The sequence below is a fragment of the Paenibacillus lacisediminis genome (genome assembly GCF_046567315.2).
The window spans coordinates 579908-592759 of sequence record NZ_JBKIAX020000001.1 but is presented as its reverse complement, the minus strand read 5'-3'; the positions used below and the strand labels follow the sequence as shown (position 1 = coordinate 592759).

Sequence of the window (12852 nt, the reverse complement as noted above, 5' to 3'; positions counted from 1 at the left end):
ATTTCGCCATCCTTCGAAGTTTTCTTTGATTATACCCCGTTATTTCGCCAAAAGTCAGTGAAGGTTATGTGAATCCGATCGTCCGGTTACGCCCTTCGCGTTTGGCACGGTACAAAGCCTCATCCGCCGCTTGAAGCACCTCAACGCGGCTTACGCCATGCTCCGGAGATGATGAGATGCCGATGGAGACGGTAATCTTCCGGGAAAAAGGGGTTGGCTCGGTGCTTATCGTTAGGCGAATTCGTTCGGCGATAGCGTATAACTGCTCCATATCATGCTCACGAAGGAGGATGACAAATTCCTCCCCGCCATAACGGGAACATACCGCCTCTGCAGGACTGGACTCCGTGATCACGCTGGCGACCGTTTTTAAAACTTCATCGCCGGTTTGATGACCATACGTATCGTTTACCGCCTTAAAGTGGTCGATATCCAGCAGCAATATAGCATACCGATCCCCCCTTTTATCCCATAAATCCAGGTTGCGTTCCATTTCTCTGCGGTTGAACAGTCCGGTTAACGGATCGGTGATCGCTTCCTGCTGCAACGAAGAAGTTTGCTTCGCCAGCGTTTCGGCCGCCGCTTTCATCATCCGGTTCAATTGATCAGCTTCCCGGTTCCAATGCGGTTTGAATTCCTGCAAAGAAACATCTTGTCCGGCGGCAATAACTTTCGTGATTTTGTATAACCGGGCAAATGGCGCGGCGATTTTGGCGGCAATATATCCGGCAAGGATCAACATGACCGCAATCGGAACGAGCATGCCCCGGATCAAGTGCAGCAGGTTGTCGTTGACATCGGCCATAATCGATAGTTTGGAGGTCTGCATGACAATGACCCAGCCGTTGATGGCGACTCTCGCGTAACCCGCCAAATAATCATCGCCCTGCGTATTTTTCAAATGCAGTTCACCGCTATTGCCCGCCTGAAACTGCCGTACCACCTCTTCAGGCACATTTTCCCTCAAGCGGTTTTTATCCGGATGGTAAAGCAGCTTGCCCGCGGAATCAACGATATAGGAGTAGGAATCCGTTTCATTACCCGCATTTGAGCCAAAAATACTATGCAGGATATTATCCTTCTCCAAGTAAATCGTCCCCCCGATCATGCCGCGATAACTGCCAAGTTCGTCAAAAACCGGCTCGCTTACAAAAACGATCAAGCGTCCTGTAGGGCTCACATATGGATCGGAGATGTAGGATTTCCTCCCCTTTAAAGCTTCCAGAGCCCATTTCGTCGTTACCCGAGCATTGTTCATATTGCTGCCATAAGGAGAAACAACCTGAAATTGTCCAGTTTCATCCGTCCAAAATATCGAATTGAAATACGGACTGCTTTGCAGTACAAGATCAAAAATGTGCTGCAATTCCTCCTTATCGGATATATCCATGGTGCGGATTTGCGCAATGTTGGTTACGGAATGGAGGGTTTTCCGCATCGATGAAAAAAGCGCCTCGGTCGTGACGGCCATTTTTTGCGCCGATGATAGATTGTGCGACATCGTATTTTGGAAGAGGGAATGTTTTTCATTATTATATTGGATGTATGTCATGATAGACATGGTGATCAGAATGGAGAAGCAAACCATGACAGACAATACTAGGGAAAGACTGATTTTGATGGATTGTTTAGAAATGTGCATGAAGCCGGCTTCCTACTCCTCGTGATAAATTAACCTGCTGCCAAACTGTTATCATCGTACTTCAGAAACGCACCCGAGTCTATACGGTACGGCGAAATACACGTAGAGAAGATCGTTTGGCCGCGATGGCCGAGGCAAAAAGGCTGCTAAAACCAAGCGGCATCTAAGGCAGGAATTAACGGACGCCGGCTTAATGAACATTGAGATTTACAGCGTGGAAGGGCCCGCCTGGATCGTGCCCGCCTTTGAAGAAAAGTGGGACGATCCCGAAGCCAAAGCCAGATTGCTGGAAATCGTCCGGAAGACGGAACAACAGGACTCGCTGTACGGCATAAGCCCGCATTTGTTGGGTGCGGCCTTTTGTTGAACCTTTTATTCCATGCTTTGTTCGATCTTATCAACCAAACTTTTTGCTTCCTCCAGGGAATATTCCCCGCCTATGCTGAACTCTCCCGATGTCAGCACTTGCTGTATGATGGGGGAAGTAATTAATTCTTCATCGCAGTATATGGACAATTCTTCACCTAACAGTTTTTGAGTGATCTCTTCCAGCTTCTTGGGTTCTTTAAATCGTCCGACTATAAAATATTCCTTGCCTGTGGGGCCGAAAGATAACGAAACTGAACTTAGATCGGCCCCGGTCGCCATTACGTTCCGGTCCTTATCTTCAAAAGTAACTGTCGGTTTGTCTTGTGGTTGTTGCTCAAAAACATCCAAAACTTGACAGCCGCTTAAAAATATCAGCATAAAAAGTAAAATAACCTTGAATTTCATTAACTTGATCTCCTTTTTTTCAGTTTCCGGGCTGTAATCGGTCATGTGCTCATAATCGATCACAAAATTGCTAATGACCCTTCGATCCGTGGGTTCCGCGTGCAGCATGAGGATTGAAATCCTCTCGGAGTATCTTTTAGGCGAAACATAACGGCAAAAAATGGCGTTATTTCAGCGATCCCCCCATTCAAATAGAAATAGCGGAAAATAATGTCGCTACTTTCTCAAATCGCAACGAAATGCCCGCAAACTGGACCATTCCTAGGAAAATAAGGACAAAAAATCCCGCTAATGAGGATCAACATGAGCATTTCCGGATAATAAGGGCATAAAGTTCCGCTATTTGAGGAGGCTGGGTTTAGACCGCCATTGGTCGTCCAGTAGCCGGCCGTAAAGCACTGTTTTTTAGGTTAAGCCCTCATTTTTTGGTTAATTACATAGAAAGCCCAATTCTTGTTCCAATTCATCATTTAACATCTTTGTATTAATCAACTCACGTATTAAGGCAGCATTCGCTTTATCCTTGTTTTCTTTCAGATAATTTAGCAGCAGATTTGCTTTGGTTGTTCGATTCATCAAATAATAAGCCACGTACCATATTTCAGGGCTAGAAATAGGAATGCCGTCCCACGTCCCCAAATGACTCACCGGCAGCTGCAGCACTCCATGATCCGTATGTAAGGCAAAATAACCTATGAATTCAATATTGAGCGAATCTAATTGATCCGATACTGGCTGGCAAATGGATGATCTCCGCTTTTTTGATCCACCCAGTCATAGTCTTGGATGGCCTCGATAAGGGTTTCTTTTGCGCAATCTACGGTGATATCCCAATCATTTATGGCATCAACCAATTTCAAATAATACAATAGCGCGCTGCCGCCCAGAGAATATGTAATGTTGCACTTTTCTAACCTTTCAATGACCGGAAAAAGCTCATGGTTTCTCATCAATTAGCCCTCGCTTTAATATTAAGTTAAAGAGATCCAATAACGTTGTATCTCAACTCCGCCGACGACCGCCTCGGAAGCCAAAATGCCGTTGTTTTTTTGAATCGCTTTTGCCGATCCGATATTATCCTTGTCGCAAGTCACCAAAGCGCGCGATATTCCCATTGATTTGGCGTGTATTAATGCCTGTTTGAGAATCTCTGTGGCGTAGCCCTTTTTTCTGGCCGAAGGTCTTATTCCATATCCGATGTGCCCGCCGATATTCAGCAGGGAATCGTTTAGTCTGTGTCTGATATTCGCCGCGCCAACCACCCTTTCATGATCCTCAACAAGCCAAAACGTTGAACTGTTTACCGTCTTTCCATCTTCTATCGGGCCGTCCCTTAAAATGTTTAATCGCTCCAGAAATGAATCGAAATCTTCGTAATCGAATCTCAGCACAAAAGGAACCAGCTTCTCTCCGGTTTCCTTCCATTCCTCGATCATTTCGATGTATTGGCTTTGATATGCTTTCGCCGGTTCAATTAACGCGAGAGTGTTCATCAAAAACGTCCTTTCTTGTTCAACCTTCTTCCATGATTATACATCATAGGACCGATGAGAAAATAAACAAAAAAGCCAGGAGGCCAAAATCCTCCTGACCCAATCCTATCACTCATCCCCCAATCCGCTAGTACAGCCGTTCCTCACCCGTTTTCGGATTTTTAAAAGCGGAGCGGTAATCGTGGGCGCTGAAATCTTCGGCAAATTCCGTATCGTTTTCCCCGGATTCCCGGGTTTTGTTGATTTTCGCTGTTTGTTCCTCCGCTTTGGCTTGCTGGTTTGGCTTATGTTCCATTCGAAAAAACACCTCCTAGGTTACGATCTCCTCGAACTTTAGGATGCACTTTCCATACTTGTTTATGCATAAAGGGGGAATTCGTCAGATCACCATAGCTCTATCGAAAAATTCCCCATCGTGGCCGGCATGTTTCGCAGGGTGGTGAACGGTCCTGATAAACCGCATCGTTCCGGTTTTGGCCCGCAGCACCATGGAATGCGTTTCGGCGCGTTGGTTCGTCAGGCTCCTTACCCCGCCCAAAAAATCTCCATTTGTTACGCCGGTGGCGGCAAAAATGACATCATCGTCGCCCACCAGATCTTTCATCAACAATACCTGATAGGGGTCGGCAAGCCCCATCGAGATGCAGCGCTCGTATTGAACCGGGCCGTCCGGCATTAACCGGCCTTGGAATTCGCCGCCCAAAGCCTTCAGTGCGGCAGCAGCCAAAACGCCTTCCGGCGCGCCGCCCGAGCCGAGATAAAGGTCAATTCCCGTTTCCGGAAAAGCAGGGGCCATTGCGCCGGCGACATCGCCATCGGGCAAACAATTAATCCGCACGCCGCACTTGCGCAGCGTGTCAATCAACGTTTGATGTCTCTCGCGGTCAAGCACCATTACGCTTAAATCGGATATTTTCTTCCCTAGCGTTTCGGCGGCTTTAGCTAACGTAACTTCCACAGGATCAAGCAAACTAAGCTTCCCTGCCAATGCAGGCCCTACTGCCAATTTTTCCATATACATGTCGGGCGCGTGCAGCAAATTGCCTTTCGGGGCGATTGCGATGACCGACAAAGCGTTGCTGAGGCCATTCGCCACCAGTGAGGTGCCTTCCAGCGGATCCACCGCTACGTCAACCTCCACGCCGTGCCAGTTCCCCACCTTCTCTCCGATGTACAGCATCGGAGCTTCATCCATTTCGCCTTCGCCAATGACGACGGTTCCCTTAATGGATAAGGAGTCGAGCGTGCTTCTCATCGCCGAGGTTGCCGCATCGTCAGCGCTGATCTTATCTCCTCTGCCAATCCATGGCGCCGATTGCAGCGCGGCCATTTCCGTAACGCGAACGACCGCCAACTCTAATTCACGGTTCAAACTAATTCTCCACCTTTCTTTATCCATTCAGGGACTAGGTAATTTTTTGTAGTTCCACTATAATACGAATCGAACCATTTAAGAAATTGATATATTTTAATATGGATATAGATGAGGTTTATAGGAATGAGAAAAATATTACCCTTGACTTTTGGCGCTAAACATACAGGTACTTGACAACCGTATGCTATATTTAAGGTGCGATTCCACAGAATAATGGCTCGTTAATATATAATGAGAAAGAACCCATTTTTTAAGCGAGGAGAGGGATCATGGATGCTTGAAAATCACGGAGACAAGGAATTGGATCAAGATCAACAATTATACTTCCTATGGAAAGAGAGGCTGGAATGCACGGCCATCACCAAAAATGGCGTACCCCTCAAGGGAACGGTTGAATTATTCGATAAATATGTCATATTGTTTCGCACACTCTCCGGTAAACAGAGCATGATTTACAAACACGCGTTATCCACGATCATTGCCGAACCGACAAATAAAACTACCAACTAACTCTCTAACGAAACACAGGAGGCGTTCAATGTTTCAATACAGCAATCAGACCTATGAAGGAGTAAACTTTAGCACGCAAGATTTAAAATACGGCGAACTCATCGGCTGCACATTTAACCGCTGCTCATTTTCTAATGGATCACTGGACGAGATTGTGTCGGGCAACTGCCGATTTGTAGAGTGCGATTTTCGCGGGGCGTCTTTAAACGGTTCCATTCATAAAGAATCCGCTTTTGTGAACTGCAACTTTCATGGCGCCGATCTGTTTGTTGCCAAATTCGACACATGCAAAATGACCGGTTCGGATTTTTCCGGCTGCCATATGGATGGGATCACGATTTTACAGGGCGATTGGTCCTATACAAATTTACGGCATGCCCGTCTGGTGAAACAGGACTTGCGTGGGATTAAATTTTACGAAGCGGACTTGTCCGGAGCCAACCTGGATAAAGCCGATCTAAGAGACTGCGATCTGACCATGGCCGTGCTTGCCAAAGCAAAACTGCAGGGTGCCGACATCCGGGGAGCCAAAATGGAAGGCGTGAATTTTAAAACCTTTGATGTTACCGGGTTAAAAATGGACAGGGAGCAGTCCGTTTTGTTTTCGCTTTCTTACGGAGCCAAGATAGGTTAAGTTTTCCGGAGGGGCCATAGCTCAGCTTTGCTGATACACCGTGGCCGTCAGCCGATCCTCCGGACATAGAAACATATAGAAAATACCTTCCCCTAAATCGAAATCCGCCCGTTTTGGCGGCTGTGGTCGGCAAGATCGTCGCTCCGAGCCTTCCGTTTTGCCCGGAATTCATACCGACATGATCGTTTCACCTCTACAGTGATGAATAGTTTAAAATAACCGCTTCCCGCGAATTCTCATCATAGGCGATCCACAATTCGTCCCCGGTCACTACCCCGTATATCGGTTCGATGGACTGGTGGATACGGTAACTTACTCCCTCTCTTTCCGCCGTAATCTGTGCCAGCGGACGTTCGCCAAGCGTACCGTCGAATTGGACCGAGGTCACTTTGGCGGCTCCCTGCTTCCCTTTTTGCAGCCGTAGCTCCTTCTCGTAATCTTCTTTTCGCATGACGATCGGAATAACCGCCCCAGCTTTCACGGGAAGTCCTTTGGGCACAAAAAGACTGTTCACCTTGCGTATCCGCTCCGTTCCCTCAGAAACCATAACCTCCAACATCATCAACTGCCGATTCCCGATCGTGACCGGGAATTCCTCGATACGGATGACCTCACCCTGCGCGGAAATCTGCCCGGATGCTTCGAGACGCACATCGTTCCCGTAGCTGTGGATTCTCGCCATCCCTTGAACCAAGGCCAGATTCGCCCGCTCTCCGACACGATATTCAAATCCGGGCGGCTGCACGACCGGCACGCTAAATTCACTGCCCCCAGCCGTGAAATGTAGCTGTAGCACCTTGCTGCGGTTTACGTTTCCGCACGTTTCGATACGCCGCAGCACCGCGTCCCGGATGATTTCCGGCTCCGTTTGCCTCGGCAGGTCCTCACCGGTCACAAAAACCGCGCTGTTCTTCTTCCGGTTATAGCTGATGACGACCGAGTTCCCGACCTTCACCTCATTCAAAAAAGAAATCACTTTCTTGATCGCAACCTCTTTCATTCGTCCCTCATCCTCGAAGCGGACGGTAAACCGGACTTGGGGCTGCTCGTTCACGTAAACACCCGTTTCCTCCATCCGAAGGATGGTGCCGGGAAGAATAATCCCCTCGGCGATTTGGCGGGACTGCTTGCTCCTTAAAATGCGCACAAGCGCAGCCAACCCGATATAGCTAAGCACCGGCAAGACCAGCCACATCACCCAGTTGACAACCAGCGCGTCTCCCTGCCGCACGTAATTCCAGAAGCTTCTCGGCGAGATCCGGTCCTCTCCGTCCGCAAGCAGCCACCGCTTGGCCTGATCCGTCGTGACAACCTGTGCGGCACCGCTCTTCACGTCAAAGGCTCCGGCCGACTTCTGCTCCATGGAGAAATAAAGCATATCGCGATCCGGCTCCTTAAAAAAGCGCATCTCCGCGTTCTGCAAATCCTCATAAGCAAGCTGGCCGGCAAGTCCGGTCACATCCGTAAACCCGCCGGTTTTCTCGTTAAACACATAGCCCACAACGCTGCCGTTGAGTTCGTCTTCCGCGGACGATCCGGCAATCAGCACCTCCCGCTCGTTCAGCAGAAAAACCTTGGCTTGATAAACCGGCTTTGGCGTCGGAACAGCGTTTCCCCATTCTTCTTTCACAGCATTATAAAAATGCGCCTGCCCCGGATAACGGGTATCGGCTTTGACCAGCTTCGTGTTGTCGATCCCAAAATGGCGGGCGAATTTAGCTCCGGCCCTGTCCCGGGCATCAAAAGAAGTTTCCTCCTTCGACTGCATCAACAAGGCCGGCTGGTTGTTTTTGTCCAAAATCCCGCTTATATAAGCAGTTCTGTCATCTTTTAAATCCGCTTCAAAGATCGGGAGCGGCTGATCGTTGTCGAAGCTGCCGTGTACCTCCATGAGCCTGACCGGCCTGGCGGGAAGCAGGTCCGGACTATTCAAGAGTACTGTATCGAGCTTGCCCTCCTTCACCTGGGCCAGATACAATGCCGAACCCGGCGTTTCTCCGGTAATAAGCAGCCTTCCGCGCCATGAATAAACGCCAGAGCTTAAATATCCGGGAACCTGCAGCGTACCTTGAGCAAGCTCATCCACCTCGCCTGAGGGCCGGAAAAAATTAAGCTGCAATCCCAAGCTGTCGTCATAGGTCGGGATAATCACGCCGCCTTGCTGATAGGACGCGGCATCCAACGGCCCATGGATATTGGAGCGCACCGATGTTTCCTTGATAAGTGTCCCTGTTGCCGTATCAAACAGATGAACCCGGTAGCGCGTCCCGTCGTGCTCATCGCTTAAACCGACGGCTTTTCTGCCTTCATCCAAAAAGTAAAGGCCGTCCAGAGACGGCAGATGATCATCGATATTCGTGATATATCCATTGTAGTCGTTCCACACGAGAACGCTTAGAATAATCGCAGGTATAAAAAATACCAGGTTCATGAGAGATAGTCCGCTTTTTTTCATCCTGTTTTCTCTCCCCTATCCAATCGTCGTTACCACATTACCTTCCTGATCCTTGATATGCGTTTTTACGACTTGAATGACCATCCCTTTTAAGGAAGAAAGCTTAACCGTTGCTTCCTTCGGCTGCATTTGCCCGGCGAGCTCGGCGACGGACGCTTCATCCAGCCGCAGCACAACCTCGTCCTCTCCGGCTTCGAATCCGGCCTGCTCTCCCGGCTTCAGGACAACCCGGATCCCCTGGCCTACCAGAGTAAGATCCTTGCCTTTGAGGATCCGGCCCCGGATCAGTTTCCCGACAACTCCGGCCTGTTTGGCTCCAAGCGTAAGCGCGGCCGGCGTTTTGCCGAACAAGCGATTTTTCCCCGGCTCCCAGGCGAGCTGATCCACAAATAAAAAGCCGGTGCTCGAGCCGTCCCGCTCCATTCCGTTTTGCACCGCTTCGGCAATCGCCGGAACCTCCAGCACGGAATCGCGCGATAGATCCGTGACAAGACCCGGCAGCTGTCCTTCGCATGCCTTCAGCATCCCCCGCGTATTCCAAGCCTGCATCGCCTCAAGTTCATCGCCCGTAATACCGATCATTTGCAAAAACTCGACCTTTCCGTTCGGCGTGTCGATTTCCGGCAGCTCCGGGTCCCAGGTGAATGCCAAGGCGGTCAACTGCGTATCGTCGCCGACGCAGATCGGCCCGTTGGCATCCAAATAATCGCCCGCTCTAAACACGTTTCCGCTTCTGAACACATATCTCCCCATATTTTGCAGCAAATTCAGCGCCCAGGCCGGCGGCTCTTCCTCATCCTCCGCGCGCGTCAGCCGGAAGGTCAGTTCAAAGCCATACCCGCTGTACTCAGTATCCTCGGATTCCTTTCCGTACAGCTCGGAGAACCCGAAAGTGACAAAATGCCAATGCGGAACCGGCTTATCCGCCATATAGGCGCTGATCCCGTCCAGCGGGTCCGGACCTCCCAGCACATATTTAATCAGTGTACCGTAATGCTTCGGCTCCTGGTCTTCGTAAATCCGCTGCATTTGCGCCTCAATGGCGTCCCAACCGGTCGTAACCACTTCTTCTTCGCTCATTGTTGTTTCCTCCAAATATAAAGTTGATTCCCACTATTAATATGTATAAAAATCAGGAGATTGGATCCCCTATTTTCCATAGGCGGATTATATGAAGGAAGGGATTTCCATAGCCTGCTGATGTATTAGTATAAGGCTATGCGCTATGTATGATCAATTAACGAGGTCGCCGGGAAGGAGAAAGGATTCCTTGGACCTATCACATATAAGTCCGTGATCCCTATTTAATATTCGAGGTGAATAGTTCCAATGACGCAATTTTGAAAAACAGCTTTAGGATTACATGATAGCCCCCTCCTAACTCAAATTTAGTCTATATTAGCCCGTTTGGTTCAACCGGTTTGCTCAGCCAGTGCTCATCGGTTTGTACATGGTTTTTCCGCACGAATTTGGCGACGGAACGTTTGAAATCCTCATAGGCGAATGCCGCGGCCAAGCGGACGACATACCCTTCCTGCTCGCCGCCGCAGCGCGACCGCTTCGTGTAGCACGCTTTGGCGGCCTCCTCGCTCCAGGGTCCGCGGTACAGGACAGGAACGTGAGGAATGCCCAGCTTCGCCGCCCATTCCTCGGTTTCATCCCAGGACAGGCAAAGATTGCGCTCGTTCCACACCGAAAAGAGCATAAAATAACCCGGCAAAGAAGAATAAGACAGCGAGTGTTTGGCGTACACATTTTCCCCGCACAGGCGGTAGCCTTCCGGGATCAGATAACGTATTCCCCCATGCAGCGTTTTGACATAATGCCGGGACGAATGATCTTTGCTGTCCAGCGATCTGGCGTGGATAAAATCCGGGTACATCGTGGTGTTTTCCCCATCCATTTTCTCGGTGATGACGACCTCTTGCCCGGCAAAATGTGCGGTGCTCCGCAATATTTTATCGTCGTCCGTATAGCTTCTCGACCAGGGCAGATGCATCGTTTTCGGATATTTCATTCTCATGGATCATCCCCCCTTTCCCTTCTATTTAGCATACGTATCGGCTTCCGCGAAAAAATACAGCTCCGCCAGCAGATGCCCGCCCAGCAAATGATAAATCCTCGACGCGCCGGCATCCCCGCCGTGCAGAATCTCCATGTGAAAGCTGACCATATTTACGACACGCAAAATGAAATCATCGTCATAGCCCAGCTCCTTCAGCACATGGCAGGCGATCTCCGCCGATACATGCTCATGTCCGAAATACGAATAATAGCCTCGGGCCGGCTTCCACACCTTGCAGAACGGTTTGCCCGCATCATGAAACAGCGCCGCGAGCTGCATTTGAAGCAGATATTCCCCTTCATAAAAGGCGTTGATATATTCCAGCACTGCGTAAGTGTGCGCGGACAACGTCTTGGAATGGTACGGGTTCTCCTGGTCATACCCCAGCATGGCCGCGAAATAAGGAGAGGCGCGCAGATATCCGAACAGCTCGTCATGGTCCGGTTTGCCCGCCAACACTCCTTCCAGTCCGGCTCTGTCCAGCTTCACCTCCGCGGGCGCATGGACGATATGCAGGCGTGTGAAACCCTCGCCCAGGACGGGGAATTCAAAGTTCTTAGCATACTTCTCCAGCACCTTATCCTCGATCTTGCGCTTTCTCGCCCGAGTCCTTTCCCTGGCGATTTCGTACGGAGTGTTGAAGATATGGCATTCTACGGGGACATCCTTGAATTTTTGCAGAAATTGGAGCCGACGGTCCCGGCCGACATTGGTCGCGTCGAACACGACATTTCTTCCCGCCGCCAACGCTTGTTCGACCTCCGCATGGGCCTGCTGAAACACCAGGTACGTATTTTTTTGCTTGGCTTCGCTGCCGAACAATCTCTCCCGGATGGAATCCGTCGCCACCAGTACGGCGCGGTGCCGCTTGCAGCACTCCTTGGCGTAGTGGCTTTTGCCGCTGCCCGGAATCCCGGCCAGCATGTGTACGGTACTCATCGTTATCACCTCCTTTCACCATGTAATATGATGTATATCGGTAAAAAGTTGCGGAATGTGTGCAAAATGCGCCTATTTTCTCACAGCAAAAAGGCGGAATCAGGCAATAAATGCATGAACCCGCCGATAGGACTCCCGCCGATAGGGATCGAGGCAGTTCTTGTCCGGACGCCCTACTGCACAAGCGACAGCCAGGCTCGCTGATTTCTCCAATCGACCTGCACGGGGGTTTCAAATAAATCCGACAACCGCTCGCCGTTAATCACCTCGGGGGTTCTTCCCGCGGCAAATACGCTGCCCTTGCGAAGCAGCAAGGTGTGCGTAAATTCGGGCAATATTTCCTCCACATGATGCGTCACATACAAAAGCGTGGGTGCATCCTCTTGGTTCGCCAGTTTGGCGATCGCTTGCAGCAGCGATTCCCTGGACAAAATGTCCAGTCCGTTGCAGGCTTCGTCCAGGATCAGCAGCTCCGGCGAAGCCATCAACGCTCTGGCGATCAGGAGCTTTTGTTTTTCGCCTTGCGAACAGGTTTGGTACCCGCGGTCGATGAGGTGCCCGCAGCCGAGCGTTTCCATCAGGTGGACGGCTTTTTGAACCTGTCCTTCCCCCGGTTTATCGAATAATCCGATCGATGCGTGCAGCCCGCTGATCACGAGATGCTGCGCTTTTTCGCCCGGGTGAATCCGTTCCTGAAAGGACGAGCTTACCCAGCCGATCCGCTTGCGCAGCTCCCGTAAATCGACCGTCCCGTAGCGATGGCCCAGCACGGTAATCTCTCCCTGCGTCGGCCAAAGATAGCCGGTGATCATATTAAGCAGCGTCGTCTTTCCCGAACCGTTCAATCCCAGGATCGCCCAATGCTCTCCTTTGCGGACCGTCCAGTTGATGTCTTTTAAAATGATTTTTTGCTCGCGTCTCCAAAGGACGTCTTTGATCTCAATTCGATTAGTCATAATCAGTTC

15 protein-coding genes are annotated in these 12852 nt (G+C 50.2%); 3 read left to right on the top strand and 12 right to left on the bottom strand.

Translation table 11 applies throughout. The features are described 5' to 3' along the window. Window positions 1-64: 64 nt before the first annotated feature. Window positions 65-1642 carry a diguanylate cyclase gene (locus ACLD72_RS02530; protein WP_410998127.1) on the bottom strand — a complete coding sequence of 526 codons (1578 nt, stop codon included), beginning with the start codon at window positions 1640-1642 and terminating at the stop codon, window positions 65-67. A 193-nt stretch (window positions 1643-1835) separates the two neighbouring features. Between ACLD72_RS02530 and ACLD72_RS02525 the strand changes: the two genes are divergently transcribed. Further along, window positions 1836-2009 (top strand): hypothetical protein, encoded by a 174-nt coding sequence (locus ACLD72_RS02525; protein ID WP_410998129.1) that lies wholly within the window; start codon window positions 1836-1838, stop codon window positions 2007-2009. A gap of 5 nt (window positions 2010-2014) precedes the next feature. On the opposite strand, the gene ACLD72_RS02520 is transcribed toward ACLD72_RS02525, so the two are convergent. The 6 genes from ACLD72_RS02520 to glpX all read right to left on the bottom strand — a co-directional run bounded on the left by ACLD72_RS02520 (window position 2015) and on the right by glpX (window position 5281). Continuing rightward, entirely contained in the window at window positions 2015-2524 is a 510-nt protein-coding gene (locus ACLD72_RS02520; protein WP_410998131.1) for a SecDF P1 head subdomain-containing protein, read from the bottom strand. 321 nt (window positions 2525-2845) lie between these two features. Further along, complete coding sequence (locus ACLD72_RS02515; RefSeq protein ID WP_458475515.1) at window positions 2846-3007, bottom strand: hypothetical protein; 162 nt, start codon at window positions 3005-3007, stop codon at window positions 2846-2848. A 125-nt stretch (window positions 3008-3132) separates the two neighbouring features. After that, window positions 3133-3366 (bottom strand): hypothetical protein, encoded by a 234-nt coding sequence (locus tag ACLD72_RS02510; protein ID WP_410998135.1) that lies wholly within the window; start codon window positions 3364-3366, stop codon window positions 3133-3135. Window positions 3367-3387: 21 nt separating this feature from the next. Then, window positions 3388-3909, bottom strand: coding sequence for a GNAT family N-acetyltransferase (locus ACLD72_RS02505; protein ID WP_410998137.1), 522 nt, complete (start codon window positions 3907-3909; stop codon window positions 3388-3390). Window positions 3910-4036: 127 nt separating this feature from the next. Further along, the gene (locus ACLD72_RS02500; RefSeq protein ID WP_410998139.1) at window positions 4037-4204 is read right to left on the bottom strand and encodes a hypothetical protein; all 168 of its coding nucleotides are present in this window, start codon (window positions 4202-4204) and stop codon (window positions 4037-4039) included. 84 nt (window positions 4205-4288) lie between these two features. After that, a complete protein-coding gene (glpX, locus tag ACLD72_RS02495; protein WP_410998141.1) occupies window positions 4289-5281 on the bottom strand; it encodes a class II fructose-bisphosphatase in 993 nt (330 codons plus the stop codon). Window positions 5282-5557: 276 nt separating this feature from the next. On the opposite strand from glpX, the gene ACLD72_RS02490 reads away from it, so the two are divergent. After that, complete coding sequence (locus tag ACLD72_RS02490; protein WP_410998143.1) at window positions 5558-5794, top strand: RNA chaperone Hfq; 237 nt, start codon at window positions 5558-5560, stop codon at window positions 5792-5794. Window positions 5795-5822: 28 nt separating this feature from the next. Next, window positions 5823-6428, top strand: a complete 606-nt coding sequence (locus ACLD72_RS02485; protein WP_410998145.1) for a pentapeptide repeat-containing protein — start codon at window positions 5823-5825, stop codon at window positions 6426-6428. 193 nt (window positions 6429-6621) lie between these two features. On the opposite strand, the gene ACLD72_RS02480 is transcribed toward ACLD72_RS02485, so the two are convergent. From ACLD72_RS02480 to ACLD72_RS02460, 5 genes are all read right to left on the bottom strand, one after another. Beyond that, window positions 6622-8883, bottom strand: a complete 2262-nt coding sequence (locus tag ACLD72_RS02480) for a hypothetical protein (protein WP_410998147.1) — start codon at window positions 8881-8883, stop codon at window positions 6622-6624. A gap of 15 nt (window positions 8884-8898) precedes the next feature. Further along, window positions 8899-9963: a suppressor of fused domain protein gene (locus ACLD72_RS02475; protein WP_410998149.1), complete on the bottom strand. Its 1065-nt coding sequence runs from the start codon at window positions 9961-9963 to the stop codon at window positions 8899-8901. Between the two features lie 313 nt (window positions 9964-10276). Further along, window positions 10277-10906 (bottom strand): RNA ligase family protein, encoded by a 630-nt coding sequence (locus ACLD72_RS02470; protein WP_410998151.1) that lies wholly within the window; start codon window positions 10904-10906, stop codon window positions 10277-10279. A gap of 21 nt (window positions 10907-10927) precedes the next feature. Further along, window positions 10928-11887 (bottom strand): AAA family ATPase, encoded by a 960-nt coding sequence (locus ACLD72_RS02465; protein WP_410998153.1) that lies wholly within the window; start codon window positions 11885-11887, stop codon window positions 10928-10930. A gap of 173 nt (window positions 11888-12060) precedes the next feature. Beyond that, a complete protein-coding gene (locus tag ACLD72_RS02460; RefSeq protein WP_410998155.1) occupies window positions 12061-12843 on the bottom strand; it encodes an ABC transporter ATP-binding protein in 783 nt (260 codons plus the stop codon). Window positions 12844-12852: the final 9 nt, after the last annotated feature.

What these genes read in the sequence shown, in the direction of transcription:
- ACLD72_RS02480 (WP_410998147.1), bottom strand. Translation starts at nt 8,883, where the DNA reads ATGAAAAAAAGCGGACTATCTCTCATGAACCTGGTATTTTTTATACCT.
- ACLD72_RS02525 (WP_410998129.1), top strand. Translation starts at nt 1,836, where the DNA reads ATGAACATTGAGATTTACAGCGTGGAAGGGCCCGCCTGGATCGTGCCC.
- ACLD72_RS02485 (WP_410998145.1), top strand. Translation starts at nt 5,823, where the DNA reads ATGTTTCAATACAGCAATCAGACCTATGAAGGAGTAAACTTTAGCACG.
- ACLD72_RS02530 (WP_410998127.1), bottom strand. Translation starts at nt 1,642, where the DNA reads ATGCACATTTCTAAACAATCCATCAAAATCAGTCTTTCCCTAGTATTG.
- ACLD72_RS02460 (WP_410998155.1), bottom strand. Translation starts at nt 12,843, where the DNA reads ATGACTAATCGAATTGAGATCAAAGACGTCCTTTGGAGACGCGAGCAA.
- ACLD72_RS02505 (WP_410998137.1), bottom strand. Translation starts at nt 3,909, where the DNA reads ATGAACACTCTCGCGTTAATTGAACCGGCGAAAGCATATCAAAGCCAA.
- ACLD72_RS02475 (WP_410998149.1), bottom strand. Translation starts at nt 9,963, where the DNA reads ATGAGCGAAGAAGAAGTGGTTACGACCGGTTGGGACGCCATTGAGGCG.
- ACLD72_RS02520 (WP_410998131.1), bottom strand. Translation starts at nt 2,524, where the DNA reads ATGCTGCACGCGGAACCCACGGATCGAAGGGTCATTAGCAATTTTGTG.
- ACLD72_RS02500 (WP_410998139.1), bottom strand. Translation starts at nt 4,204, where the DNA reads ATGGAACATAAGCCAAACCAGCAAGCCAAAGCGGAGGAACAAACAGCG.
- ACLD72_RS02470 (WP_410998151.1), bottom strand. Translation starts at nt 10,906, where the DNA reads ATGAGAATGAAATATCCGAAAACGATGCATCTGCCCTGGTCGAGAAGC.
- ACLD72_RS02510 (WP_410998135.1), bottom strand. Translation starts at nt 3,366, where the DNA reads ATGAGAAACCATGAGCTTTTTCCGGTCATTGAAAGGTTAGAAAAGTGC.
- ACLD72_RS02490 (WP_410998143.1), top strand. Translation starts at nt 5,558, where the DNA reads ATGCTTGAAAATCACGGAGACAAGGAATTGGATCAAGATCAACAATTA.
- ACLD72_RS02465 (WP_410998153.1), bottom strand. Translation starts at nt 11,887, where the DNA reads ATGAGTACCGTACACATGCTGGCCGGGATTCCGGGCAGCGGCAAAAGC.